At 65.0% G+C, this 25,753-nt stretch carries 25 protein-coding genes; 9 read left to right on the top strand and 16 right to left on the bottom strand.

Annotated features, from left to right (window positions below; translation table 11 throughout):
* Positions 1-76 precede the first annotated feature (76 nt).
* The 4 genes from ACQKQA_RS16660 to ACQKQA_RS16675 all read left to right on the top strand — a co-directional run bounded on the left by ACQKQA_RS16660 (position 77) and on the right by ACQKQA_RS16675 (position 3,500).
* On the top strand, positions 77-886 hold the full coding sequence (locus ACQKQA_RS16660; RefSeq protein WP_427559584.1) for a MetQ/NlpA family ABC transporter substrate-binding protein: 810 nt from the start codon (positions 77-79) through the stop codon (positions 884-886).
* A 1-nt stretch (position 887) separates the two neighbouring features.
* Positions 888-2,024 carry a methionine ABC transporter ATP-binding protein gene (locus ACQKQA_RS16665; protein ID WP_427559587.1) on the top strand — a complete coding sequence of 379 codons (1,137 nt, stop codon included), beginning with the start codon at positions 888-890 and terminating at the stop codon, positions 2,022-2,024.
* Positions 2,014-2,658, top strand: a complete 645-nt coding sequence (locus tag ACQKQA_RS16670) for a methionine ABC transporter permease (protein WP_427559590.1) — start codon at positions 2,014-2,016, stop codon at positions 2,656-2,658. Before ACQKQA_RS16665 ends, ACQKQA_RS16670 begins: the two co-directional genes overlap by 11 nt.
* 215 nt (positions 2,659-2,873) lie before the next feature.
* The gene (locus ACQKQA_RS16675; protein WP_427559593.1) at positions 2,874-3,500 is read left to right on the top strand and encodes a class I SAM-dependent methyltransferase; all 627 of its coding nucleotides are present in this window, start codon (positions 2,874-2,876) and stop codon (positions 3,498-3,500) included.
* A 4-nt stretch (positions 3,501-3,504) separates the two neighbouring features.
* Here the strand turns inward: ACQKQA_RS16675 and ACQKQA_RS16680 are convergent, their stop codons facing one another.
* The 4 genes from ACQKQA_RS16680 to ACQKQA_RS16695 all read right to left on the bottom strand — a co-directional run bounded on the left by ACQKQA_RS16680 (position 3,505) and on the right by ACQKQA_RS16695 (position 11,021).
* On the bottom strand, positions 3,505-5,676 hold the full coding sequence (locus ACQKQA_RS16680; protein ID WP_427559595.1) for a glycoside hydrolase: 2,172 nt from the start codon (positions 5,674-5,676) through the stop codon (positions 3,505-3,507).
* Between the two features lie 121 nt (positions 5,677-5,797).
* Entirely contained in the window at positions 5,798-8,863 is a 3,066-nt protein-coding gene (locus ACQKQA_RS16685) for an efflux RND transporter permease subunit (protein WP_427559598.1), read from the bottom strand.
* On the bottom strand, positions 8,860-9,930 hold the full coding sequence (locus ACQKQA_RS16690) for an efflux RND transporter periplasmic adaptor subunit (RefSeq protein ID WP_427559601.1): 1,071 nt from the start codon (positions 9,928-9,930) through the stop codon (positions 8,860-8,862). Before ACQKQA_RS16690 ends, ACQKQA_RS16685 begins: the two co-directional genes overlap by 4 nt.
* Positions 9,927-11,021 (bottom strand): efflux RND transporter periplasmic adaptor subunit, encoded by a 1,095-nt coding sequence (locus ACQKQA_RS16695; protein ID WP_427559604.1) that lies wholly within the window; start codon positions 11,019-11,021, stop codon positions 9,927-9,929. The genes ACQKQA_RS16690 and ACQKQA_RS16695 overlap by 4 nt, the downstream gene beginning before the upstream one ends.
* Positions 11,022-11,236: 215 nt before the next feature.
* Here ACQKQA_RS16695 and ACQKQA_RS16700 point away from each other — a divergent pair, with 215 nt between their 5' ends.
* Complete coding sequence (locus tag ACQKQA_RS16700; protein WP_427559607.1) at positions 11,237-12,406, top strand: AAA family ATPase; 1,170 nt, start codon at positions 11,237-11,239, stop codon at positions 12,404-12,406.
* A 215-nt stretch (positions 12,407-12,621) separates the two neighbouring features.
* On the opposite strand, the gene ACQKQA_RS16705 is transcribed toward ACQKQA_RS16700, so the two are convergent.
* From ACQKQA_RS16705 to ACQKQA_RS16760, 12 genes are all read right to left on the bottom strand, one after another.
* Positions 12,622-13,506, bottom strand: a complete 885-nt coding sequence (locus tag ACQKQA_RS16705; RefSeq protein WP_427559610.1) for a transporter substrate-binding domain-containing protein — start codon at positions 13,504-13,506, stop codon at positions 12,622-12,624.
* Positions 13,503-14,285 (bottom strand): amino acid ABC transporter ATP-binding protein, encoded by a 783-nt coding sequence (locus tag ACQKQA_RS16710; protein ID WP_427559613.1) that lies wholly within the window; start codon positions 14,283-14,285, stop codon positions 13,503-13,505. The genes ACQKQA_RS16705 and ACQKQA_RS16710 overlap by 4 nt, the downstream gene beginning before the upstream one ends.
* On the bottom strand, positions 14,282-14,941 hold the full coding sequence (locus ACQKQA_RS16715) for an amino acid ABC transporter permease (RefSeq protein ID WP_427559616.1): 660 nt from the start codon (positions 14,939-14,941) through the stop codon (positions 14,282-14,284). The genes ACQKQA_RS16710 and ACQKQA_RS16715 overlap by 4 nt, the downstream gene beginning before the upstream one ends.
* The gene (locus tag ACQKQA_RS16720) at positions 14,922-15,587 is read right to left on the bottom strand and encodes an amino acid ABC transporter permease (RefSeq protein ID WP_427559619.1); all 666 of its coding nucleotides are present in this window, start codon (positions 15,585-15,587) and stop codon (positions 14,922-14,924) included. The genes ACQKQA_RS16715 and ACQKQA_RS16720 overlap by 20 nt, the downstream gene beginning before the upstream one ends.
* A 562-nt stretch (positions 15,588-16,149) precedes the next feature.
* Positions 16,150-16,932: a MetQ/NlpA family ABC transporter substrate-binding protein gene (locus ACQKQA_RS16725; RefSeq protein WP_427559622.1), complete on the bottom strand. Its 783-nt coding sequence runs from the start codon at positions 16,930-16,932 to the stop codon at positions 16,150-16,152.
* A gap of 184 nt (positions 16,933-17,116) precedes the next feature.
* Positions 17,117-18,049, bottom strand: coding sequence for a sigma 54-interacting transcriptional regulator (locus tag ACQKQA_RS16730; RefSeq protein WP_427559625.1), 933 nt, complete (start codon positions 18,047-18,049; stop codon positions 17,117-17,119).
* Positions 18,050-18,105: 56 nt separating this feature from the next.
* Positions 18,106-18,687 (bottom strand): alpha/beta hydrolase, encoded by a 582-nt coding sequence (locus ACQKQA_RS16735; protein WP_427559628.1) that lies wholly within the window; start codon positions 18,685-18,687, stop codon positions 18,106-18,108.
* A gap of 350 nt (positions 18,688-19,037) precedes the next feature.
* Positions 19,038-19,439 (bottom strand): ExbD/TolR family protein, encoded by a 402-nt coding sequence (locus ACQKQA_RS16740; RefSeq protein ID WP_427559631.1) that lies wholly within the window; start codon positions 19,437-19,439, stop codon positions 19,038-19,040.
* Position 19,440: 1 nt separating this feature from the next.
* Complete coding sequence (locus ACQKQA_RS16745; RefSeq protein ID WP_427559634.1) at positions 19,441-20,163, bottom strand: MotA/TolQ/ExbB proton channel family protein; 723 nt, start codon at positions 20,161-20,163, stop codon at positions 19,441-19,443.
* A gap of 54 nt (positions 20,164-20,217) precedes the next feature.
* Positions 20,218-21,030, bottom strand: a complete 813-nt coding sequence (locus ACQKQA_RS16750; protein WP_427559637.1) for an energy transducer TonB — start codon at positions 21,028-21,030, stop codon at positions 20,218-20,220.
* Positions 21,031-21,450: 420 nt separating this feature from the next.
* Entirely contained in the window at positions 21,451-21,774 is a 324-nt protein-coding gene (locus tag ACQKQA_RS16755) for a hypothetical protein (RefSeq protein ID WP_427559640.1), read from the bottom strand.
* A gap of 201 nt (positions 21,775-21,975) precedes the next feature.
* Positions 21,976-22,833, bottom strand: a complete 858-nt coding sequence (locus ACQKQA_RS16760; protein ID WP_427559643.1) for a LysR family transcriptional regulator — start codon at positions 22,831-22,833, stop codon at positions 21,976-21,978.
* 110 nt (positions 22,834-22,943) lie between these two features.
* Between ACQKQA_RS16760 and ACQKQA_RS16765 the strand changes: the two genes are divergently transcribed.
* From ACQKQA_RS16765 to tssD, 4 genes are all read left to right on the top strand, one after another.
* A complete protein-coding gene (locus ACQKQA_RS16765) occupies positions 22,944-23,603 on the top strand; it encodes an ankyrin repeat domain-containing protein (protein WP_427559646.1) in 660 nt (219 codons plus the stop codon).
* A 20-nt stretch (positions 23,604-23,623) separates the two neighbouring features.
* A complete protein-coding gene (locus ACQKQA_RS16770; protein ID WP_427559649.1) occupies positions 23,624-24,085 on the top strand; it encodes a nucleoside deaminase in 462 nt (153 codons plus the stop codon).
* The gene (locus tag ACQKQA_RS16775; protein ID WP_427559652.1) at positions 24,072-25,289 is read left to right on the top strand and encodes a CynX/NimT family MFS transporter; all 1,218 of its coding nucleotides are present in this window, start codon (positions 24,072-24,074) and stop codon (positions 25,287-25,289) included. The genes ACQKQA_RS16770 and ACQKQA_RS16775 overlap by 14 nt, the downstream gene beginning before the upstream one ends.
* Positions 25,290-25,604: 315 nt before the next feature.
* Positions 25,605-25,753: type VI secretion system tube protein TssD (gene tssD / locus ACQKQA_RS16780; RefSeq protein WP_427559664.1), on the top strand; the 149-nt coding region annotated here is incomplete at its 3' end.

Genomic DNA, 25,753 nt, shown 5'->3' on the forward strand with positions numbered 1-25,753 from the left:
GTAGGAGCGAGGTTTGCCCGCGATAAGGCCGCAACGAACACCCCAAAACTCACTGCACTGACTGGAACCCAAAACCATGAAAACCAAGCTTCTCAGCCACCCAGTCAAAGCACTGGCCCTCGCCCTCGGGCTGTTCAGCGGCGCGGCCTTCGCCGCCGACGCACCGCTGAAGGTCGGCACCACCGCCGCCTTCGCCATCCCCCTGGAGGCCGCCGTCGCGGAGGCCGACAAACAGGGGCTGAAAGTCGAGCTGGTGGAGTTCACCGACTGGATCGCGCCGAACGTCAGCCTGGCCGCCGGCGATATCGACGTGAACTACTTCCAGCACATCCCGTTCCTGGAAAACGCCAAGGCCGCCGCCGGTTTCGACCTGGTGCCGTTCGCCCCGGGGATCATCAACAACGTCGGCCTGTACTCGAAGCAGTACAAAAGCTTCGACGAGCTGCCCATCGGTGCCAGCGTGGCCATCGCCAACGACCCGATCAACAGCGGCCGCGGCTTGCAGCTGCTGGCCAAGGCCGGGCTGATCACGCTCAAGCCGGGCGTGGGTTACAAGGCCACCGAAGAAGACATCGTCGCCAACCCGAAAAAGCTGAAGATCCTCCAAGTGGAAGCCGTGCAACTGGTGCGCGCCTACGACGATGCCGACCTGGTACAGGGCTACCCGGCCTATATCCGCCTGGCCAAGACCTTCGACGCCGGCTCGGCGCTGCTGTTCGACGGCCTGGACCACAAGGAATACGTGATCCAGTTCGTGATCCAGCCCAAGAGCAAGACCGACCCGCGGCTGATCAAGTTCGTCGACATCTACCAGCATTCGCCGGCCGTGCGCGCCGCCCTGGACAAAGCCCATGGCAAGCTCTACCAAGCCGGCTGGGAAGGTTGAGATGAGCGTCGCCTATCTGCATAAACAGCCGCCCGAGCAGCCGCAGGACGCGCAACACACCGAGCTGCATCCGGAACTGAACCGGGCCCATGTGCGCTTCATCGGCCTGACCAAGACCTACCAGGGCCAGCAAGGGCCGGTGCAGGCCCTGCACGGCATCGACCTGGCGATCCAGCGCGGCGAAGTGTTCGGCATCATCGGCCGCAGCGGCGCCGGCAAGTCGTCGCTGATCCGCACCATCAACCGCCTGGAGCAGCCCTCGGGCGGCCGGGTGCTGATCGACCAGGTGGACATCGGCGACTTCGACGAAGAGCGCCTGGTGGAGCTGCGCCGGCGCATCGGCATGATCTTCCAGCACTTCAACCTGATGTCGGCCAAGACCGTATGGCAGAACGTCGAGCTGCCGCTGAAGGTGGCCGGGGTGCCCAAGGAGCAGCGCGAGTGCAAGGTGCGTGAGCTGCTGGAACTGGTGGGCCTGAAGGACAAGCACAAGGCCTACCCGGCGCAGCTGTCGGGCGGGCAGAAACAGCGGGTGGGCATCGCCCGCGCGCTGGTGCACGACCCGGCGATCCTGCTGTGCGACGAGGCCACCTCGGCCCTCGACCCGGAGACCACCCAGTCGATCCTCGGCCTGCTCAAGGAGATCAACCGACGCCTGGGCCTGACCATCGTCCTGATCACCCACGAGATGGCGGTGATCCGCGATATCTGCGACCGGGTGGTGGTGCTGGAGCACGGGCATATCGTCGAGCAGGGGCCGGTCTGGGAAGTGTTCGGCAACCCGCGGCACGAGGTCAGCAAGACCCTGCTGGCGCCCCTGCAGCACGACGTGCCGCAGGAGCTGCAAAGCCGTCTGCAGGCCCAGCCGCAGTCCTCGGACGCGGCGCTGGTATTGCGGGTGCGCTTCACCGGCAAAACCCATGACGAGCCGGACCTGGCGGCGTTGTTCGGCACCCTGGGCGGGCGCGTGCGCCTGCTGCACGGCGGCGTGGAACGGATCCAGGGCCATGCCCTGGGGCAATTGCTGCTGGCGGTGAGCGGCTCGTCCCTGGGTGCCGAGGAACAACGCCTGCGGGCGCAGCACTTTTTGCAGAAACAGTGGACCCAACAGGTGGAGGTGCTCGGTTATGTGGTTTGATCGCTTGCTCCAGGGCGTTATCGATACCTTGCTGATGGTCGGCGTGTCGTCGCTGATCGCCTTGCTCGCGGGCATTCCGCTGGCGGTGATCCTGGTCACCAGCGGCAAGGGCGGGATCTACGAGGCGCCCCGGTTGAACGCGGTGCTGGGGGCCTTCGTCAACCTGTTCCGCTCGATTCCGTTCCTGATCCTGATGGTGGCGCTGATCCCCTTCACCCGGCTGATCGTCGGCACCACCTACGGCGTCTGGGCGGCGGTGGTGCCGCTGACCATCGCTGCCACACCGTTCTTCGCCCGGATCGCCGAAGTCAGCCTGCGCGAGGTCGACCACGGCCTGATCGAAGCCGCCCAGGCCATGGGCTGCCGGCGCTGGCACATCGTCTGGCACGTGCTGCTGCCGGAGGCGCTGCCGGGGATAGTCGGCGGGTTCACCATCACCCTGGTGACCATGATCAACTCCTCGGCCATGGCCGGGGCCATCGGCGCCGGAGGTTTGGGGGACATCGCCTATCGCTACGGCTACCAGCGTTTCGACAGCCAGATCATGCTCACGGTGATCGCCCTGCTGGTGCTCCTGGTGGTGGCCATCCAGCTCGGCGGCGACCGCCTGGCGCGGGTGCTCAACAAACGCTGAGCAGCACCGCCTGGTACTGACGAACATCCTGTAGCCGCTGCCGAGCCTTGGCGAGGCTGCGATAAGGTCCGAAGGACCTTCCCGCGATCTCAAGAGGCGTCCGCTTCGTCGGAATGCCGCCCAGACCGTTCGCAGCCTGCGGCAGCGGCTACAGCGGGCCAGTGTGACGGGCATGGAGTATATTCGCCCCACGCCCCTCACCTGCGCAGCCCACCATGAAACTCGCCCCCACCGACCTCGACCAGATCACCGCCACCACCCTGGGTCACTACAACCAGGTCGCCGAAGACTTCCGCGAAGGCACCCGCGACCACGATGTCAGCCAGAACATCGACGCGCTGTTGCGGCATATCCAGGGCTGCGCGCCCTTCACCCTGCTGGATTTCGGCTGCGGCCCCGGCCGCGACCTGCAGGCCTTCACCCGCCTCGGCCATCTCGCCATCGGCCTCGACGGCTCCGAGCGTTTCGCCCAGATGGCCCGGGACGACAGCGGTTGCGAGGTCTGGCAGCAGGACTTTCTCAAGCTCGAGCTGCCGGCCGAGCGCTTCGACGGCATCTTCGCCAACGCCGTGCTGTTCCATATTCCCGGGCAGGAGCTGCCGCGGGTGCTGCGCCAGTTGCACGCGGCGCTGAAACCCGGCGGCGTTCTGTTCAGCTCCAACCCCCGCGGCGACAACCAGGAAGGCTGGAACGGCGCGCGTTACGGCGCCTATCACGACCTGACGGCGTGGCAGCAGCTGCTGACGGCAGCAGGTTTCGTCGAGCTGGAGCATTACTACCGCCCGGCCGGATTGCCCCGCGAACAACAACCCTGGCTGGCCAGCGTGTGGCGTAAGGCGTAACGCGCTAATCCAGCCGATACACCACAGCCTGCTCGCCGGGTACGAAAGCCGTAATACTGCGTTCAGGAAAATTCGCCACCAACCGCGTCCCATCGGCAAAGGTAGTCTGCTGCACCTGCCGGTCCGCCGTCAGCCAACGAAAATCAGTCATCGCCTGGGTCGCCAGTCGCTGGTGTAGCGGGCGGAAAAACCCGTCCTGACGCGCGATCATCGGCAAGCGCTGTTTCAAGGTAGCGGCGCTCACGTGATACAGCGGCGGCACGTTGTAGAGCAGTTGCGCCAGCTCGTTCTCACCCCGTACGTTGCTCAGTTTCAGACTGTCGAACAACCAGTGATGGGTGGTGATGACCGAGCCGTGGAACACCGCCTGGTACAGCGGCAGACGCATCGCCGGATCAAAGTAGAGAGTGCGAAACGGCTCTTTCAAGGGCACGGATTTGAAGAACACCGCCGGTTGTTCCGGTGGGTACCAGGCGCCCACGTAGTAGGGCGATTGTTTGTCCCTGGTCATCTCCCGATCACCCCAGCCCAGCACCGGCGTCTGCATGCCGTGGGCGAACAGGATGCCTTGGGCAGTGACCGCGTTACCGTCCTCGGAACCCGCCGGCAGCTTGAGGGCGGTATTGATCCAGCGGGCAGCGTCGATATTGCCTCCGGCGTTCTGCGCCTGGGTCATGCTGGCGCCGTCGCGGTAGCTGTCGAACAGCATGCTGGTGGCATAGGCATCGAGGAACCAGGCATTGAAACCCGACTTGGCCTGCACAGCCTTGATTCGCGCCTCCAGCAGTGGTCGTACGCAGCGTGGGTCGGTGTAATGGCCGGACTGCTGGAAGCCGGTCTTGAGCTGGCCACCCTTCAAGACAATCGCGCACTCGCGGTAGGCATTGCCGCCCAGGTGCGCGGTGGTCCAGTCCGGGTTTTCCGTGGTGGACAACGCTGTTTCATAAGAGTCATACGGCGCCATCAAGTAACCGGCGTCAACCCCGGCCTTCACCGCCTCGGGATGCCATAACCCACCTTCCCAACCCTCTCCCAGGGCCAGCAACAGGCGCTTGAGACCGGCGCCTTGCAGCGCGTTGGTGACAGACAATGTGTTGCCCCACCTTTCGGGCGTCGCGGTCAGTACACCGGAAAAGGCCACCGCCAGCTCACGGCGCAACACGCCATAACCTTCAGCGAGCAGGGGCATATCCGGCTCATCGGTGGCTTGCCAGTTTTGCCGCACTTTCTTGTTGATCGCGGCGTTCAGGCCCCGCAGCAGAACAGCCTGTTGATACGGTTGGCTGACCTGCCGAAGCTGCGCCGCCTCTTTGTCCAGCAGGCCGTTCAGCTCCGCAGCCAGGCCTTTGCCGCTGCGCAGCAACTCGAGCAGCTTCGGCCAGTCACGCACGTCGGCGGGAGCCAGCAAATCGTTGCCCCAGAGGTAAATATGGCTGGCGCCCAGCAGTTTTTCGGCCTCCGGGGTTTGGCGCAACTTGTCCGCCAGTGGTTCATAGCGGCCCTGATCCACCAGCCACTGGCGATAACGCTTGGCACCAGCCAGCGGATCGCTTGTGCCCAGGTGCAACAGCAAGGTCATCGGCGCCGTGGGGTCCAGGCTGGTGAACTCATGGGTGGCGAGCAACGCCAGCCCCTGGCTGTCGGCCTGCCAGTGCAGACGATTGTTGTAGGGATTGGTCATCAGCCAGTTGAGGCTGAACCCGCCGTGATCGACGCCCCACAGCGGCAGGCTCAGGTCCTGGGTGGTGTTGACGTCGCCCTGCTCCCGCAGGAAGTCCTGCCACACGAGGTTGCCAGCCGGCACGTAGCGCCCCTCGGCGAGGGGCCAGATCAGGCCTTTGCCCATGGCGCTGGCAGGTTGCCGAACAAAGGACAGCTCGCCGGCCTCACGGGCGGTGATGGTCAGGGCGAGATCCCGTTGATCGAGGGTGGCGCTCAGACGATAGGCGCCATCGTCCCATTGCCAGCTGGCCTGGCTGGCGGTTTGAGAGAGCTGGTCGACCTTATGAGCCGCGACGCCACTGGAGGCCTGCACCCAATCTTTATCGGCGGGTGCGATCTTTATCGCCAGGTTGGCCGGGTCGAGTTCAACGCGCCAGAGAGCGTTTTCAAGCACGGTTCCGGCAAGGGTCATGGGCGACCACAAAAGGGTGCAGATCAGCAGGGTGCGGAGCATGGCACAGGCCTTGGCAGTTGAAGTCAGGCCCGGAGATTAAAACAGTTGATCCGCAGAAAGGTCTTGGAATTGTTTCCAGAAACATTCCCACATCCCTGTGGGAATGTCCTAGCGGTGCCTGTCAGGCCCGGTCTTTCCTCGGTTCCTTGATCTTGTACCAGGCCACGTACAGTGCCGGCAGGAACAACAGCGTCAGCAGGGTGGCGACGACAATGCCGCCGATCATGGCGTAGGCCATCGGGCCCCAGAATACTTCCCGAGCGATGGGGATCATGCCCAGGCTGGCCGCGGCGGCGGTCAGCAGGATCGGCCGGCGCCGGTGCTCGGTGGCCTGCACCACCGCGTCCCAGGGCGACAGGCCGCTGCGCTCGAACTCGTCGATCTGGGTCACCAGGATCACCGAGTTGCGGATGATGATGCCGATCAGCGCGAGAATCCCGAGGATCGCCACAAAGCCCATGGGCGTGCCCGTCGGCACCAGGGCCAGGACCACCCCGATCAGTCCCAGCGGCGCCACGCTGGCCACCAGGAACAGCTTCTGCACGCTGTGCAGCTGGATCATCAGGAAGGTCGCCATGAGGAACAGCATCAGCGGCACCACCTTGGCGATCGGCCCCTGGGCCTTGCCGCTCTCCTCCACCGTACCGCCGGTGGCCACCGAATAGCCAACCGGAAGGCCGGCGGCAAACTTGTCGATATCAGGCTTGAGCAACCGGACCAGGTCGGTGGGCTGGATTGCGTCGCGCACCGAGGCCTTGATGGTGATGGTCGGCTTGCGGTCACGCCGCCACACCAGCGGCTGCTCCAGCTCGTAACGCACGGTGGCGAAGGCCAGCAGCGGAATCGCCGTGCCGCTGGCGCTGATGATCTGCAGGTTCTGCAGGGTTTCCGGGGAGCCCCGCTCGCTGTCCTCGGCGCGGCCGACCACGTTGATCAGGTAGATATCGTCATGCACCTGGGTCAGGGTGTAGCCGCTGGCGATGCTGTTCATCAGCTGCGCCACGTCCTCCGAGGACAACCCCAGCTGGCGCGCCTTGTCCTGGGCGATATCGATGCGCAGGACCTTGCCCGGCTCGTTCCAGTCGTAAATGATCTCGCCGATGTGCGAGTTCTCGTCCAGCACGGTGGCCAGGGCGATGGCGTGCTTGCGCACCTGGTCGATGTCCTTGCCGCTGATCCGGTACTGGATCGGCCGCCCCACCGGCGGGCCCATTTCCAGGGCCTGCACGTTGCTGCCGATGCCGACGAAGTCGTCGCGCAGGCGTTTTTCCAGGCGCTTGATCAACACTTCCCGCGACTCCAGGCCCTTGCTGACGATCACCAGTTGCGCGTAGTAGGGGTTCTGCAACTGCTGGTCCAGGGGCAGGTAGAAGCGGATCGCGCCCTCGCCGATATAGCTGCTCCAGCGCACGATGTCCGGATCGTCCTTGAGGGTCGCTTCCAGGCGGTCCACCGCCCGGCGGGTCTCGTCGATCGAGGCGTTCTGCGGCAGGTTGAGGTCGACCAGGATCTCCGGGCGATCCGAAGACGGGAAAAACTGGTTCTGCACGAAGCGCATGCTGAACACCGCCAGCGCGAACACCAGGAGGGTGATGCCGATGGCCCACCAGCGGTTGCGCATGGCCCACAGCAGGCCGCCGTTGAAGGCCCGGCCGATGCGTCCCGTCTCCTCGGAATGCGGTTTCACGTCGGTGCTGAGGATATGCAGGCCGATCACCGGGGCGAACAGCACGGCGACTATCCACGACACCAGCATGGCCACGGCGATCACCGCGAACAGGGTGAAGGTGTACTCGCCGGCGGAGCTGGCGTTGAGGCCGATGGGCACGAAACCGGCGACCGTCACCAGGGTCCCGGTGAGCATCGGGAAGGCGGTCGAGGTATAGGCGAACGTCGCCGCCTGCTCCTTGGTCTCGCCCATCTCCAGGCGCGTGACCATCATCTCCACGGTGATCATCGCGTCGTCCACCAGCAGGCCCAGGGCGATGATCAGCGCCCCGAGGGAAATCCGCTGCATGGTGATGCCGCTGTACTCCATGAACACGAAGACCATGGCCAGCACCAGCGGAATCGAACACGCCACCACCAGCCCGGCGCGCACACCCAGGCTGACGAAACTCACCACCAGCACGATCACCACCGCCTCGAACAGCGCGCTGATAAATCCGCCGACGGCCTCTTCCACCACGTCGGCCTGGTCCGACACGTTGTGCACGCCGACCCCCACCGGCAGGTCGGCGGTGAGCTGGTCCATCTTGGCGTGCAGGGCCTTGCCGAAGTCCTGGATGTTGCCGCCCTTCTTCATGCCGATCCCCAGGCCGATGGCCGGCTGGCCGTTGAAGCGGAACTGCGGCGACGAGGGATCGACGTAGCCACGGCTGATGTCGGCAATATCCGCCAGGCGATAGAAACGGTCGTTGAGCCGCAGGTTGACCGTGGCCAGGTCTTTCTCGGAGGCGAACTGCCCCGAGGTGCGCACGGAAATCCGTTCCGGACCGGCCTCGATCACCCCCGCCGGGGTCACCGCGTTCTGCGATTGCAGGCTCTGGACCACCTGGCGCTGGTCGATGTCCAGGGCCGCCAGCTTGCGGGTGGAGAAGTTCAGGTAGATGGCTTCGTCCTGCTCGCCGATCATTTCCACCTTGCCCAGGTTCGGCACTTCGCGGATCTCGGCGCGCACCTGCTCCACGTAGTCGCGCAGCTGGCGCATGTTCAGGCCGTCGGCGGTGAAGGCATAGACCGAGCCGTAGACGTCGCCGAACTCGTCATTGAACGAGGGCCCCTGGATGCCCTGGGGAAACTGGCCGCGAATGTCGCTGATCTTCTTGCGCACCTGGTACCAGATCTCGGGGATGTCCTTGGCGCTGGTGGTGTCGCGCAGGTTGACGTACACCGTCGACTCGCCGGGGCGGGTGTAGCTTTTCACGTAGTCGAGGGAGTCCAGCTCTTCGAGTTTCTTCTCGATGCGGTCAGTGATCTGCTTCAGGGTTTCTTCCTGGGTCGCGCCGGGCCAGCGGGTCTGGATGACCATGGTCTTGATGGTGAAGGACGGGTCTTCCTCGCGCCCCAGGTTCAGGTAGGAAAACACGCCCATCAACAGCGCGACGAACATCAGGTACCAGATGAACGACTGATGCCTGATGGCCCACTCGGACAGGTTGAAATTCCCTCTTTCGGCAGGCGTCATCGTGCACTGTCCTCGTCGATTTTGACTTTCTGCCCCGGCTTGAGGCTGTTCACGCCGGCGCTCACCACACGCTCGCCGATCTTGATGCCGCTGCTGATCAGCGCCGAGTCCTGATTGCGGCTGAGCACCGTGACCTCACGCGGGGCCACGGTCTGCGCCTGGGTGTCGACGACCCAGACCCGGGCCTGGCCGTCGACTTCCTGCAAGGCCGACAGCGGCACTTCGGTACGCGGGACTATGGCCGAGCTGAGGGTCACGCTGATGGCCGTGCCGAGGCGGAAGGCGGGCGGGGTTTCAGCCAGGGTCAGGCGCGAGCGCCGGGTGCGGGTGGCGCTCTGCGCCTGGGGTTCGATCTCGCGCACCACGGCGGTGGTGTTGACGCTCGGGTCCAGCTGCAAGGCGACCTTGAACACCACGTCGGCCGGCAACTGGTCCACCAGCCCCGCCGGCAGGTCGATTACCGCTTCCTTGATATCCGGACGGGCCAGGGTCACCACCTGCTGGCCGGCGCTGACCACCTGGCCGGCCTCGGCGCTCCAGGCAGTGACCACGCCGCCATGGTCGGTGTGCAGTTCGCTGTAGGCGAGCTGGTCGCGGGCCTGGCGCACAGCCGCCCGGGCCTGTTCCAGGGAGGCGCTGGTGGTTTTCAGGTTGGTCTGGGCGATATCCAGCTGCGCCTGGGCACCGACACCGCGGTCGAACAGTTGTTGCTGGCGCTGCGCATCGGCCTGGGCATTGATCCACTGCGCCTGGACCCGCGCCAGGTCGCCCTGGGCGGAACGCAACTGGTTCTGCTGGTCGGTGGGATCGAGGGTGGCGAGCAAGGCGCCCTTGCCCACTTCGGCGCCGACGTCGACGTTGCGGTTGGCGATGCGCCCCGGCACGCGGAAGCCGAGGTTGGTTTCATAGCGGGCCTGGATGCTCCCGGCGAACCGCCCGAGGCTTTCCTCGGACTCGGCCCGCACCTCGAACGACAGCACCGGGCGCACCGGCTCCGACGGCGGCTCGTGCTTGGAGCAGGCGCCCAGGGTCAGGCCGGCGCATAGCAACAGGGGCAGGCGCTTCATGGCGTAGCTCCTTGGGCGGCGGGCGTGGTATCGATCTCGACGAGCACCCCCGGATGCAGCAGCTGGCCGCCGGCGACCACTACTTTTTCACCGCCCTCGAGGCCTTCGCTGACGATCACCTTGCCGGTCTGGTAACGCCCCACGGTGACCGGGTGCAGCACGGTCTTGCCGTCGGCGCCCACCAGCCACACGGCCGGCTCGCTGAGGTCCTTGGTCAGCGCCGCCCAGGGCAGTTCGACGCTGTTATGGCCGGCCGCATTGGCACTGGCGCTGACCGCCGAGCCCAGGTCCATGCCCGCCGGCAGGCCGTCGAGGGCCACCTTGACCTGCACCGTGCCGCTCTGGGCCGACACCACCGGGGTGACTTCCCGCACTCGGCCGGTGGTCTTGATATACGGGTTATCCACCAGGCTGACGTTGATCACGCCATCCTTCGGCGGCGCCACCAGCAGCGACTCGTAGACGTTGAACACGGCATCGCGCTCGCCGTCGCGGGCCAGGCTGAAGATCGGCATCGTGGCCTGCACCACCTGGCCGACCTCGGCCTGGCGCGCGGTGATCACCCCTGGCGCATCGGCGACCAGCGCGGTGTAGCTCAACTGCTCGCGGGCGTTGGCCAGCTGGGCCTGGGCGGCGCTCAGGGCGCTCTGGCTGCTGTGCAGCGCCGCCTGGGCGGAATCGTATTCGCTCTGGCTGGTATAGCCTTTGGGCAGCAGTTTCTGCTGGCGGACGAAGGCCGCGCTGGCCTGCTTGACCCGGGCCTGCTCGGCGAACACCGAGGCGGCGGCGGAATCGACATTGGTCTGCAGGTCCTTCGGGTCGAGCCGGGCCAGCACCTGCCGGGCCGTGACCCGGTCGCCGACCTCCACCAGGCGCTGGATGATCTTGCCGCCGACGCGGAACGACAGCTCGGTCTGGACCCGCGCCTGGACGTCCCCGGTGAGGGTCACCTGCGCGGCGAAATCCCGGGGCTTCACTTCCTGCACGCGCACCCGCGGCCGGTCCTTTTCCGTCGGTTTTTCCGCCCCGCACCCACCGAGCAGCGCGACCAGCGTCAAACCCACTATCCACTTCAAGTCGAGACCAGCCATGCAGGCTCCTTTGCGTGATGCGGCCGTACGGACGACGATACGACTGAGAGCTTAGAACAGCCTTTCAACGCTGCACGGGGCGGCGAGACAAATGCGTGATACGGGTTCCGCAAACCTGATCGCTAGCCAGCCCGCTCCTGCTGGGCCGTCAGTTCGGAGCGATGGCCCGGGGGAAAATCAGGCACACTGCGCCTCCATGCACAAGGAGCCCCGGGATGCTCAAGACCCTGGCAGTGGCCAATTACCGCTCGATCAACAAACTGGTGATTCCGCTGGACCGGCTGAACCTGATCACCGGACCCAACGGCAGCGGCAAGTCCAACCTGTACCGCGCGCTGCGGCTGCTGGCGGAAACCGCCCAGGGCGGCGTCATCAATGCCCTGGCCCGTGAAGGTGGCCTGGACTCGACCTTCTGGGCCGGCCCGGAGCAGATCAGCCGCCGCATGCGCAACGGCGAGGTGCCCATCGAACCCGGCGTGCGCCAGACCAGCAAGCGCCTGCGCCTGGGCTTTTCCGGCGAAGACTTCAGCTATGCCATCGCCCTGGGCCTGCCCATGCCGCTGCCCGAGCATGTGTCCTACTTTTCCCTGGACCCGGAAATCAAGCGCGAATGCATCTGGGCCGGGCCGCTGTATCGCCCGGCCAGCCTGCTGGTCAATCGTGCCGGGCCGATGATCCGCACCCGCGAGGGCCGCAGCTGGGACGTCCTGGCCCAGCACACGCCGACCTTCGACAGCCTGTTCGACCAGGTGGGCAACCTGCGCTCGTCGCCGGAGGTGTTGTTACTGCGCGAGAACATCCGCGGCTGGCGCTTCTACGATCATTTTCGCAGCGACGCCGAGGCGCCGGCGCGGCAACCGCAGCTGGGCACCCGCACCCCGGTGCTGCACCACGACGGCCGCGACCTGGCGGCGGCCCTGCAGACCATCCGTGAAATCGGCGACCCCGAGGCCCTGCACAGGGCGGTCAGCGATGCCTTCCCCGGTGCGCGACTGAACATCGCCCCGCTGCAGGGCGGACGCTTCGCCATCGAGTTCCATCAGGAAGGCCTGCTGCGCCCGCTGTCGGCGGCGGAGTTGTCGGACGGCACCTTGCGTTACCTGCTGCTGGTCGCCGCCCTGCTGACGCCACGGCCACCGACGCTGATGGTGCTCAACGAACCGGAAACCAGCCTGCACCCGGACCTGCTACCGGCGCTGGCGCGGCTGATCATTCGGGCGTCGCAACAGTGCCAGGTGTGGGTGGTGTCCCATGCCAGCCGCCTGATCGCCGCCCTGCAACAGGACCCGGAGTGCAACTCCATCGTGCTGGAAAAGAATTTCGGCCAGACCGAAATCGTCGGCCAGGGCATGCTCGACGAACCGGCGTGGCATTGGCCGGATTGACCCGTCACGGCTTGCCCTCGGTGTGTAGGCAATCCCTGTAGCCGCTGCCGAGCCCCGGCGAGGCTGCGATCGTCCGCGCAGCGGACGCCAAACCAGGCACCGCGCAGAGTCAGTTACACCGCGCCGCCAGGTCTACGGGGCTGCGTCGGAATGCCGCCCACCCGATCGCAGCCTCGCCGGGGCTCGACAGCGGCTACAGGGTCAGGCGCAGGCTGTCAGCCCTGCCACTTGCCGCCTTCGACGATCACGCTCTCCGGCTTGGTGTCGTCGCTCAGTTCCTTGCGCACGTACTGGTCGTAGAGCTTGAGCAGGTACTTGTCTTCGCCCAGCTTGGCCAGTTCGGCGTTGACCCAGTCCCGCAGTTCGACATTGCCCTTCTTCACCGCCGGCGCGATCGGCGCTTGTTCGCCCAGGGTCTGCGGCAGCACGCGGTAGCCCGGGTTCTGCTTGGACCAGCTGAACAGGATCAGGTTGTCCTGGGCATAGGCGTCGCCACGACCGCTGGCCAGGGCCTGCAGGGACTCGGTGTTTTTCTCGAACTTCAGCAGCTTCCAGTCCGGGTGGTTCTTGGTCAGCCAGATATCGGCGGTGGTGCCGGTGGTGACGATGGTGGTGCGGGTCGCCAAGTCATCCAGGCTCTTCACCTGGCTGCCGTTGGGCACCAAGGCCTGCACCGCGACCTTGAGGTTGGGGTTGGTGAACTCCACCGCTTCCTTGCGCTCGGGGGTGACGGTCATGTTGGCCAGGATCAGGTCGACCTTGTCGCTTTGCAGGAACGGAATGCGGCTGGCCGGCTCCACCGCGACGAACTCCACCTTGTTCTCGTCGCCCAGCAGGTCCTTGGCGAATTGCCGCCCGATATCGGTATCGAAGCCCACATAACGGCCGGTTTCATCGACGAAACCGAACGGCGGCTTGTCGGTGAACACGCCGACGATCAGCTTGTCGCGGGCCTTGATCTTGTCCAGGTAGCCGGCCGCCGGCGCAGCGCTGGCGCTGGTGGCGGCAGGCTTGGGCGCCTCGGCGCTCTTGTCGCAGCCGGCCAGCAGCGCGAGGCCGAACAGCGGGAGTAGCAGTAGCGAAGACTTGGCAGTTTTCATAAGAGCTCCAGTTCCTTTGCAGGGATCTTTTTGGGCAGTGCTTCAACGAAGGAGAATTTCTCCAGGAACTGCTGCGCTCGTGCGGTCCGCGGGTTCGTAAAGAAGGTCTCGGGAGTGTTCTGTTCGAGGATGCGTCCGGCATCCATGAACACGATGCGGTCGGCCACCGCGCGGGCGAAGGCCATTTCGTGGGTGACGATCAGCAGGGTCATGCCGTCCCGGGCCAGGCCCTGGATCACTTGCAGCACTTCCTTGACCATTTCCGGGTCCAGCGCCGCGGTGACCTCGTCGAACAGCATCACCTGGGGGTTCATGCACAACGAACGGACGATGGCGATGCGTTGCTGCTGGCCGCCGGAGAGCTGGCGCGGGAAGGCGTCGCGCTTGTCCAGAAGGCCCACGCGCTCGAGCAGGGCCTCGGCCTGGGCGCGGGCTTCGCGGCGCTCGCGCTTCTGCACCTTGAGCGGGCCGAGCAGGATGTTGTCGAGCACGCTCATGTGCGGGAACAGGTGGTAGTTCTGGAACACCATGCCGATCCGCTGGCGCACCTGGCGCCAGTCGGTGGCCTTGTCCAGCAGCTCGCGGCCGGCGAATCTCAGGTGGCCGCCGTGGGCCTGTTCCAGGCCGTTGAGGCAGCGCAGCAAGGTGGACTTGCCGCAGCCGCTGGGGCCGAGAATCACCACCACCTCGCCCTGGGCGACCTGGAGGTCGACGTCCTTGAGCACCTGCTGCTCGCCGAAAAACTTGTTGAAACCCTGGAACTCGATCAGTGCGCTCATGCTTGCGTCCAGCGCCGCTCCAGCACGCGCGAGGCGGCCGACAGCGGGTAGCAGATAAAGAAGAAAAACAGGAACAGGACACCGTAGATCAGCACCGACTCGTAGGTGCGCTCGATGATCTGCTGGCCGACCTTGATCACATCCACCACGCCGATCAGCACCGCCAGCGAGCTGGTCTTGACGATCCGGGTGTAGACGTTGATGGTCGGCGGCGTCATGCGCTTCAGCGCCTGGGGCAGCAGCACATGGCCGTAGAGCTGCACGGCGGACAGGCCGATCGACAGCCCCGCCTCGCGCTGGCCCCGGGGCAGCGAATGCAGGGCGCCGCGCACCACCTCGCCGACTTCGCTGGCGCCCCACAACGACAGCACCAGCACCGCACAGGTGAAGCTCGGGATGCTGAGGCCGAAGAAGATCGGGAAACCGAAGAACAGCAGGTACAGCCAGACCAGCACCGGGATCGCCCGGAACAGCTCCAGGTAGATGCGCAGCACGACGTTCAGCCAGTGGCGGTCGAGGGTCCGCAGCACGCCATAGAACACGCCGCCGACGGTGCTGAAGCCAATGCTCAGCAGGGAGATCGACAGGGTCTGCGCGGCGCCCTTGCCCAGTTGCGGCAACGACACCCAGAGCAGCTCAAGACCCGAACTGGCCATGTTGCAGCCTCCTTTCCAGATGGCTGAGCAACAGCGACAGCGGCAAGAACAGCAGCACGCAGATCAGCGTCAGCACGGCGAGCATTTCGTAGGTCTTGTAGTAGAGGGCGATGTAGCTCTTGGTGGTGTAGAGGATCTCCGGCACCGCCACCGCCGAGACCACGGTGGTTTCCTTGAGCAGGAAGATGAAATTGGCGAACAGCGACGGCAGGCTGAGGATCCCGGCCTGCGGCAGGATCACATGGCGCAGCAGTTGCCAGTGCGACAGGCCGATGGAACGGCCCGACTCCAGTTGCGCCGCCGGCACCGCTTCGATGCCGGCGCGCAGCACCTCGGTGAGGTAGGCGCCGCCGAGAAAGGTCATGGTGATGATCGCCGCGGCAAAGCCGGAAACCTGCAGCCCCAGCGCCGGCAGGGCGAAGTAGACGAAGAACAGCTGGATCAGCAGCGGGGTGTTGCGCGCCAGCTCCACGTACAGCCCGATCAGGCGTCGCAGGTAGGGGGTGCGCAGCACCAGGAGGGTGGCGTTGATCAAGGCCACCAGCAGGGAGGTGGCGATGGCGATCAGGCCGACCTGCAAGGTCACGCCCACGGCCTTGAGGAAGGCCGGCAGCGTGGTGAGGATAAAGGCGTAGTCGAGGGTCATGGCAATCCTGGACGCCGCTGGGGTACAGCGGCGGTGGTGCAGTCCATTGGGTGGTGGGTAACCATCCGGCAGGCGTCGACTTTATAGATATAAAAACAATAATTTAAATACCGTTAAAGCATATTGATATCACCCAAAAAACTATCCTGCGGGTTTGCCATGCGCGCCCGGGCCGACTACTTTTCCTGACGCCGCTGGGGATCTACTACAGCGTCCCGCCTCCAGGGAACGGACAGCCGGTATCCGACCGCAACGGGCCAGATACGCATTAAGGACGACAAGAACAATGACCGACCTCGACACCCCGCAACCTCTCGATCCGCAGGACATCGTCAAATGGCTGAAGGCGTTGCGCCGGGCCATGCAGCTTTCCTGAACGACACATCCCCTGTAGGAGCGAAGCTTGCTCGCGATCCAGGCGCCGCGGTGTATCAGCAAGAACGCCATCGCGGGCAAGCCTCGCTCCTACAGGTCTGAGCTGCGGGCAATAAAAAACGCCGATGCTGTAACAGCCATCGGCGCTTAAACCTTGAAGGGGTTTGTACGACTCAAGCGTAGTTCATCAGAACGCCGGCAGTACCGCACCGCTGTATTTCTTCGCGATGAATTCTTTGACTTCCGGACTGGTCAGGGCCTTGGCCAGTTTCTGGATCGCGGCGCTGTCCTTGTTGTCCGGACGAGCCACCAGGAAGTTCACATACGGCGAATCGGAACCTTCGATCACCAGCGCATCCTTGGCCGGGTTCAGGCCCGCTTCCAGGGCATAGTTGGTGTTGATCATGTCCAGGTCGACCTGATCCAGCACCCGCGGCAGCAGGGCCGATTCCAGTTCCTTGAACTTGAAGTTGTGCGGGTTCTTGGCGATGTCCTTAGGCGTCGACACAGCGTTTTTCGGGTCCTTGAGCTCGATCAGGCCGGCCTTCTGCAGCAGGATCAGGGCGCGGCCGCTGTTGCTGCCTTCGTTCGGAATAGCGATGGTCGCGCCGTCTTTCAGCTCGGCCAGGCTTTTGACTTTCTTCGAGTAGCCGCCGAAGGGTTCGACGTGCACGCCGATCACGGTCACCAGGTTAGTGCCTTTGCCTTCGTTGAAGCTCTTCAGGTACGGCAGGGTCTGGAAGTAGTTGGCGTCCAGACGCTTCTGATCGACCTGGACGTTGGGCTGCACGTAGTCGGTGAAGACTTTGATTTCCAGGTCCACGCCTTCTTTGGCCAGGGTCGGCTTGATCAGCTCGAGGATCTCGGCGTGCGGCACCGGCGTGGCCGCCACCACCAGTTTCTCGCCAGCCTGGGCCAGGCCGGCAGTCAGGGCAGCCGCCAGTGCGGTGAACAACAGAACCTTTTTCATGCAGTGTCCTTATGAGTCGTCAGTGACGACGGCTTTGAATAGAAGTGCCAGCGAAGTGCTATCTATGCTGTGGAGCGGACAATACCGGGATTTTTTATTCCTTAAAAATATCTTTTATTCACGTTGATATTCCATTTTGTTCATACACGAGCCAGCCGCTCTAGCCCGTGCCTGGCGCGCTCAGTCAGAACAGACCGTGCTGCTTGAGCAGGTGCTTCAGCGCCTGCAGCTCGGAGGCAGAGCCGTCGGCGGCCAGGCCTTTGAGTTGCCGGTCCAGCACTTCCAGCCGTGACAGTTGGGGCGGCAGGTTCAGGTGCTCCGGCAGGATTTCCTCGCCGCTGCTGACCAGCAGCGCGAAGTGAATGACGTTCTCCAGCTCGCGGGTGTTGCCCGGCCAGCTGTGCTGCTCCAGCACCTGCTGGGCGGCTTCGCTGATCAGCGGCACCGGCAGGTCCAGGCGCTGGCTGTAGATGCCGAGGAAGTACTCGGCCAACGACAGGATGTCGCCGACCCGCTCGCGCAGCGCCGGCAGCTCCAGGTGGCCCTCGCCCAGGTAGTGATACAGCCGCTCATGGAACTTGCCCGCCGCCACCGCCTGGGCCAGGTCGATGCTGGTAGCCGCGACCAGGCGCACGTCCACCGGGCTCGGCTGATGGGCGCCGACCCGGGTCACCTCGTGGTTTTCCAGGGCCGCGAGCAGCTTGATCTGGATCGGCAGCGGCAGGTCGCCGATCTCGTCCAGGTACAGGGTGCCGCCATTGGCCGAGCCGAACCAGCCGGCGCGGCTGCTGGCCGAACCGCTGAAGGTGCCGGCGGCATAGCCGAACAGCTCGGCGTCGGCGTAGGCCTTGCTGATGGCCCCGCAGTTGACCGACACGAACAACCCGCCGCGATCGCTGGCACGGTGGATATGCCGGGCCAGCAGCTCCTTGCCGCTGCCGGTTTCCCCACGGATCAGCACCGGGATCGAACGCGGCGCCAGCTGTTCCAGCTCATGGCGCAACTGCCGCGAACGGGGATCGACGAACACCAGCGCCTTGGCGCGGATGCTCAACGGGCTTTTCTCGGCATCGGGAAAGGTCAGCAGCGGCTGACCGAAAGACTCATGCAGACTCATGGCAGACTCCCGCCCCAATCTGCCTGGAGGCGGGGGCGTTGAACAAAAAGAAAAAATCAGGCGCGGCGCAGGGAATGCTGTTCCATGCGGGTTTGCAGGCGGTAGAGATAGGCGAACCCCTGCTCCCAGCGCCGGTGACCGGACTTGACGTTGATATGCCCGGCGCCGGACAGGATCCCCGCCTCGGCGCCCCAGTGGCGGGCCAGTTCCAGGGCCCGCGGCGCGCTGATGGCGCTGTCGTTGTCGGAGCTGACCACCTGGCTGGGGAAGGGCAGCAGGTCGTCGGGAATCGGCGCGAAATTGCGCAGCGCCGGGGCACAGGCCGGACGCTCGACGTCCGCCGGCGCCACCAGCAGGGCGCCGCGCACCTGGCGCAAGGCGCTGGCCGGCGCATGGGCCGCCCAGTGGGCGACGGTGATGCAGCCCAGGCTATGGGCGATCAGGATCACCGGGGTGCTGTCGGCGGCAATCGCCTCGGCCAGCGCCGCGACCCAGTCTTCGCGCCGAGGGGTCAGCCAATCGGCCTGCTCCACCCGCGCACTGTTCGGCAGGCTGTTCTGCCAGTGGCTTTGCCAATGATCTTCTGGCGATCCTTGCCAGCCCGGCACAATCAGGTAGCGAATTGATTCGTTGCGCATGGGGAGCTCTCCTGCGTGTCTGTTCCCGATCGAGTATAGGGACGAGATTTATATTCGTTAAGGAATAAGAAGCTATTTATTAAGACCCATAAAGAATATCAAACATCACCTGTACCCCTGCTGTACGAGCGCTCTGACAGATGAATCGCGGCGCCTGCCTTCGCGGGCAAGCCTCGCTCCTACAGGATCGGGGGATGGCACGCTGAGGTGGGTGACAACGGACCTGTAGGAGCGCAGCTTGCGCGCGATGGCGCCCCGGCAGATAAACCGCAGCGCCTGAATCGCAGGCAAAAAAAAGGCCGCACCCTGCCAAGGAGACGGCCTGAAAAGTCGTGGCTTACAACACTGTTTCAGCGGGCGGTGATCACCGACAGCTTGGTGATACCGGCACGCTCGATGGAGGCCATGGCGCGGGCCACTTCGCCGTAGTTGACGCCGTCGTCCGCCTGCAACTGCACGCGCACCTGCGGGTCCTTGGCCTTGGCCGCCTGCAGATTGGTTTCCAGCAGCTCCGGCTGGATCGGGTCCTTGTTGATAAAGAGTTTGCCGGCGCCGTCGATGCTCACCACCAGCGGGTCCTTCTGCTCCACCGGCGCCACGGCTTCGGTCTTGGGCAGGTTGATCGGGATCGCGTTGGTCAGCAGCGGCGCGGTGACGATGAACACCACCAGCAGGACCAGCATCACGTCCACCAGCGGGGTGACGTTGATCTCGCTCAGTACCTCGTCGCTGTCCTGGGTCGAGAAGGCCATGTCAGGACGCCTCCTTCACTTTCTGTGCGCCGCCCGGGGCCGCCTTGTGCACCGCCGGATGAACCAGCACGCGGAACGCGCTCTTCTGCGCCAGGCTGTAGAAGTCATGGGCGAAGTCGTCCAGGTCGGCGGCGGTCAGCTTCAGGCGCCGCAGGAAGTAGTTGTAAACCAGCACCGCCGGCACCGCGACGGCGATCCCCACGCCGGTGGCCACCAGCGCCGCGCCGATCGGCCCGGCCACGGTTTCCAGGCTCGCCGAGCCCGCCGCGCTGATGCCCTTGAGGGCTTCCATGATCCCCCAGACGGTGCCGAACAGGCCGATGAAGGGCGAGGTACTGCCGATACTGGCGACCACCGCCAGGCCGGTTTCCAGGGAGCGCCGTTCGCGCACGATCTGCTGGCGCAGGGCGCGCTCCAGGCGGTCCTGGTGATTGATCGCCTGGCTCAGGTCCGCCGCATGGGCGGCGTCGCCGACCTGGATCGCCGCATAGCCGGCCTGGGCCACGCGAGCCGCCGCGCCGGGCTGGGTTTCGCTGAACTCGGCCGCCGAATCGAGGCTGGACGCGGCCCAGAACTGTTTGTGGAACTTGCGATCCTGGGCCTTGAGGCGGGCGAACTGCACGCCCTTGAGCAGGGCCAGGCCCCAGGTGGCCACGGAAAAGACCACCAGCAGCCAGATCACCGCGCTTTCGATGGATTGGAGTGGAGATGCCAATAAACTCATGATGTGTCCCTCTGTATAACCCTGGTTAGGAGCGAGCCTGCTGCCTGGCGCGGCTCAACGAATCTTGAAATCGATGGGCACGCTGACCCAGCCGTCCAGGGCGACATCGCCCTGCTTGGCCGGCACGAAGCTCCAGCGCTTCACCGCCGCCAGCGCCGCGTCGTCGAGTTGCTGGCGCCCACTGCTTTTCTGGATCTGGATCTCCCCGGGCTTGCCGCTGGCCAGCACCTGCACCCGCAGCAACACCGTGCCCTCCCAACCGCGACGCTGGGCCAGCGACGGGTATTCCGGCGCCGGGTTCTTCAAATAGGCGGCGTTCGCCGAAGCCGGGGTCACCGGGGCCGGTGCGGGTGGCGCAGGCGGCGCAGGGGCGGCGACAGGTGCGGCCGGCTGTGGCGGCGCGGGCTGCTGAACCGGCTTCGGCGCCGGCTTGGGCTCGGGCTTGGCGACCGGTTTCGGCTTCGGCTTGGGCACCGGCTTGGGCGGTGGCGGCTTGACCGCCAGTTCGTCCTCCACCGGCGGCGGAGGCTCGACCACCGGTTGCACGGGCTGCGGCGGTGGCGGTTCGACCACCGGCGGCGCCGGCCGGGAAAACTCGATGGTCATCGGCGGAATTTCCGGCGGCACGATCGGCAACACCGGGGTCGGCTGCTGATTGATCCAGTAGATCGCCGCGCCGTGCAGCAGCAGGGCGAACACCCCGAGCGCGATTGCCTCGCGCCGCCGCAGCCCGGCCTTGGGTGCCTTCTGCAGGCGCAACTGGCCCAACGGCAAGCGATGCGGCCGGCCGAGATCCACCAGATCGCCGCTCGGTGCCTGACGCCACAGCACCTCATGCGCACTGGCGACGGTCTGGACATTGCCCATTGATCAACTCCCTACGGTCTTTTGCGAATAACCCGACCCACTCCTGCGAACTCCCCCTGGAGCAGTGCCGAGGGCTGAATGATCGGCGCCAGACACTTATCTCCGAAAGTAATCTTTAAAGTTATGAATAGATCCAAAACGAATATGAAGAGTCGCGTTTTTGCGCAAAGCCCCGCCAATCAAGGGCTGCAGAGAAACGCTTCGAAAGCCATGCCTTGCAGGCATTGAAAATATTCACCAAAGGCATTGAAAACAGCTTGGAGAAAAGCCGGTTAGTCCATCGAAGCGGAAACGGCAAGAACAAAAACAACACAACTAAAAAGAAAGCAATAAACTTAAAAGCAAAAAGTGAATCCATAAAAAAGCGGCTCGATCGACAAGATCGAGCCGCTGCCCTTACTTCAACTTGCGCCAGGCGGATTACTGTTTGAGGAATTCACCGCTCAACCCGACCACATCGCCGCTGAAGTTGGTCCGCGCCCCCGAGGCTCGCAGACGCGCGTAGTTGTGGTCGGGCGAAAACAGCGCCCAGGCCTGGTAGCCATAGCCGTCGTTGTAACCGGAAACGTTGATGATCGTGGGCTGGCCGGTGCTGTTCTGGAAGTGGTAGTGGCCATTGACGCTGTACTTCACACCCGCCTGGGTGAGCTCGCCGCTGAAAGAGCCATTGGAATCGTTACCGTCGGTCACGATCAGTTTGGCGTCAGCGTTGGAGTTTACGTAAGTTCCGTTAATGCTCGACATGATGCAGTTTCCTTATGCCGTTGAAGTATCGTCCAATGAACGCGAGTTCCTCCTGGAAACTCACGACAGGAGAATGGTCGGCAACTTGAAGTCTGTCCACGGCAAACAACGCTTATTATTCGACGAAATTGCTATATCCTCCATTAGTTGCAACATAAGTTATCGCTACAACTAACAGTGGTTATAACCGACTCCAATCGTTCACAACTTCAGCGCCTGGCTTTCGCACAGTTCCAGCAACTGGCTTTCCAGGGTCTTGCCGGCACGGCTCAGTCCGTTGCGGCCGTAGAGCGCCAAGCGCGCGCCCTGGATGTCCGGCAAGCCGCTGGTGGCATCCAGCACGCGGTGCCCGGCGGTCACGACCCGCACCGGCAGCAGGCTGATCCCCAGCCCCGCCGCCACTGCCGAGCAGACGCTGGCCAGGCTGGCGCTGGAATAACCGATGCGCCAGCGCCAGCCGCCGACTTCGAGGTGGTGCAGCATTTCGTTGCGATACAGACCGCCCACCGGAAAGGCCACCAGCGGCAGCGGATCGCGGCCGAAGGCCGGCGTGCCGCGGCTGTCGACCCAGCACAAAGGCTCCGGCCACGACCCCAGGCAGTCGTCGCTGGCGCCCATCTGCTTGACCAGCAGCAGGTCGAACTCGCCGCGCCGATAGAGCCGGGTCAACTCCGGGCCCAGACCACTGGTGACTTCCAGGCGCACGCCAGGGTGGTCCAGGCCGAAGCGCGACAACAACGGCATCAGCCGCTCGGCGGCGAAGTCTTCCGGCACCCCGAGGCGCAGCACGCCTTCGCTCTGCTGATCGCGCAACACATCGCTGGCCTCTTCGTTCAGGGCCAGGATGCGCCGGGCATACCCCAGCAAGCGCTCGCCCTCGGCGGTGGCCACCACCCGGCGCTGGTCGCGGTCGAGCAACTTGCAGTCCAGGCTCTCTTCCAGCCTACGCACCTGCTGGCTGACGGTGGACTGGGTGAGGTGTACCCGCTCGGCGGCGCGGGTGAAGCTGGCGCAATCGACGACGGCGACAAAACTGCGCAGCAGCAGGGGATCGAACATGAGCGTCACCATTGCAAATGCCACTGATTGGCATGGTTATATTTAATTTCAGAATACCCCAGGGCCTGACCATACTCGCCGTTCATTTACTGCACAGGGAGCCTGCAGCCATGCGTTACCTGTCTTGCAAACGCGCCGCCCTGGCGATCGGTCTATTGGTGGCGGGAGTGGTGATGGCCAACGACAACGAACTGCTCGACGCCGTCCGCGACGGGCAATTGCCCAAGGTTCAGGCGTTGCTCGAACAGGGCGTGGACGTCAATGTGCGCGGCCTGGACGGCAGCAGCCCGTTGCTGCTGGCCACCGCCGCCAACCAGGTGGACATCGCCCGCGCGCTGATCGAGGCCGGCGCCGACGTCAACCAGAAGAACCTGATCCACGACAGCCCCTACCTGCTGGCCGGCGCCAGCGGGCGTAATGCGATCCTGCAACTGACCCTGGCCCACGGCGCCGACCTGAAAAGCACCAACCGCTACGGCGGCACCGCGCTGATCCCGGCCTGCGAACGCGGGCATGTGGACACCGTGCGCCTGCTGATCGCGGCCGGCGTCGACCTCGATCATGTCAACCGCCTGGGCTGGACCTGCCTGATGGAAGCCATAGTGCTGGCCGATGGCGGCCCGGCGCACCAGCAGATCGTGGCCCAGCTGATCGCCGCCGGCGCCGACCTGAACCTGCCGGACAACGAGGGCCTGAGCCCGTTGCAGCAGGCGCAAAACCGCGGCCAGACCGCCATCGCCAAACTGCTGCGGGACGCCGGCGCGTCCTGATTCATCCCTACGGAGCCCCCATGAAAGACGATCAGGAGTACCTGCAACGCGCCGTCGAGCTGGCCCGGCAGAACGTCGCGGCCGGCGGCCGGCCGTTTGGCGCGGTGCTGGTGCATGACGGCCAGGTGCTGGCCGAAACGGTCAACCAGATCCACCTGACCCAGGACCCCACCGCCCACGCCGAACTGCTGGCCATCCGGGTCGCCAGCCAGCACCTGGGCCCGCGCCTGGACGGCAGCGTGATCTACGCCAGCGGCCAGCCCTGCCCGATGTGCCTGAGCGCCATGTACCTGTGCGGGGTGTCGCGCGCGGTGTTCGCCGCGGACAACGCCAGCGCCGCGCCTTTCGGCCTGTCCACGGCGGCGATCTACGAACAGTTGGCCCAGCCCCTGGCGGACCAGCGCTTGCCCGTGCAGCACCTGCCGCAAGCGGCGATGACCCCGATCTACCGCGACTGGCAGGCCCGTCATGGCGCTCGCTGAGTCCCGTATGCGGCGTCTTGGCGGCTGGGCCCTGCTGATCGCCCTGGGGCTCAATCTGCGGCCGATCCTCAGCTCCATCAGCCCGCTGCTGATGGACATTCGCGCCGCCACCGGCCTGAGTTTCCAGAGCAGCGCCTGGCTCACCAGCCTGCCGGTGATCTGCATGGGCCTGGTGGCCCTGCTCGGGGTGCGCCTGGAAGCCCGGCTGGGAGAACGCCGGGGCGTGGCCCTGGGCCTGTTGATGATCCTCTGCGCCTGCCTGGCGCGCTTGCTCTGCGACCAGGCCAGCGCCCTGCTCGCCACGGCGCTGCTGGGCGGCGCCGGCGTGGCCTTGATCCAGGCCCTGGTGCCGGCACTGATCAAGCGCCAGTTCCAGCAGCGGGTGGCCCTGGCCATGGGTATCTACTCGGCATCGCTGATGGGCGGCGGTGGTCTGGCGGCGCTGCTCAGCCCACGGGTGGCTACACACTTCGCCCACTGGCAGGCCGGGCTCGGCGTGTGGCTGCTGCCAGCGCTGGCGGCCCTGCTGCTGTGGTGGCTGCTGCCTTTCGCCGGGCCGGGCCAGCGTCTCAACGCGCCTTCCATCAGCCTGTGGCGCAATCGGCGGGCCTGGCTGCTGGCGCTGTATTTCGGCCTGGTCAACTGCGGTTACATGAGCATGGTCGCCTGGCTGCCGGCCTATTACCTGCAACTGGGCTGGAATGCCACCCAGAGCGGTTCGTTGTTGGCCTTCATGACCATTTTCCAGGTGCTCGCCGCGCTGCTGATGCCGGCCCTGGCGCAGCGCCAGAGTGACCGCCGGCCCCTGCTCGCCATCAGCCTGTGCGCCCAGGCCCTGGGGTTCACCGGCCTGGTGCTGGCGCCGCTGCAGGCCCCGCAGCTGTGGGTGGCGCTGATCGGCTTCGGCCTCGGCGCGTGCTTCGCCCTGAGCCTGATCCTCACTCTCGACCATCGCCGCGACCCACGGGAGGCCGGGCAGTTGGCGGCCTTCGTGCAAGGGCTGGGGTTTCTGATCAACGCCGTGTCGCCGTGGCTGACCGGCTGGCTGCGCCAGCTCACCGGCAACTTCCTCGGCGCCTGGTGGGTGCTGATCGTGACCGTGCTGGCGATGCTGGTGCTGACCCGGGTCTTCAGCCCGTCCAGCTACCGCGAGCCGCAACCGGCGACAGCGCAGCCCCTGGAGCCCGCCTCGGCCTCCGCCTGAAAAGGCCCATGGCCACTATGCGCAACTTCTTGCGCACCTGCCTGTGGATAACTCTGTGAACAGATCCGCAAGGCCTTTATAAACCGCGCCACACAGCTGAGTGCGCAACTTCTTGCACAGCACTGCGCAAGAAGTTGCGCACTTTTTGCGGTTTACGCCCGAGAAACACCTTCAGCGCTACCGAAAACCCCCTGCCCCCCCTTGATTCACAAGGCCCTGCCGACTCCTGGCACGCTCCTTGATATCTCTCAGCGCACCCAACCGGGCGATTCGTCCCACCGGGCATCTCTATTTTTTCCAGCAAGGAGAGCATCCATGGCAACACCAGCGTACATTTCCATCACTGGCGAGAAACAAGGTCTGATCACTGCCGGCGCCTTCACCGCCGACTCCGTTGGCAACACCTACCAGGAAGGCCACGAAGACCAGGCCATGGTTCAGGCTTTCAGCCACGACGTGATCAT

This window comes from Pseudomonas sp. NPDC089530, assembly GCF_050280705.1.
In the GTDB taxonomy this organism is placed as follows: Bacteria; Pseudomonadota; Gammaproteobacteria; order Pseudomonadales; family Pseudomonadaceae; genus Aquipseudomonas.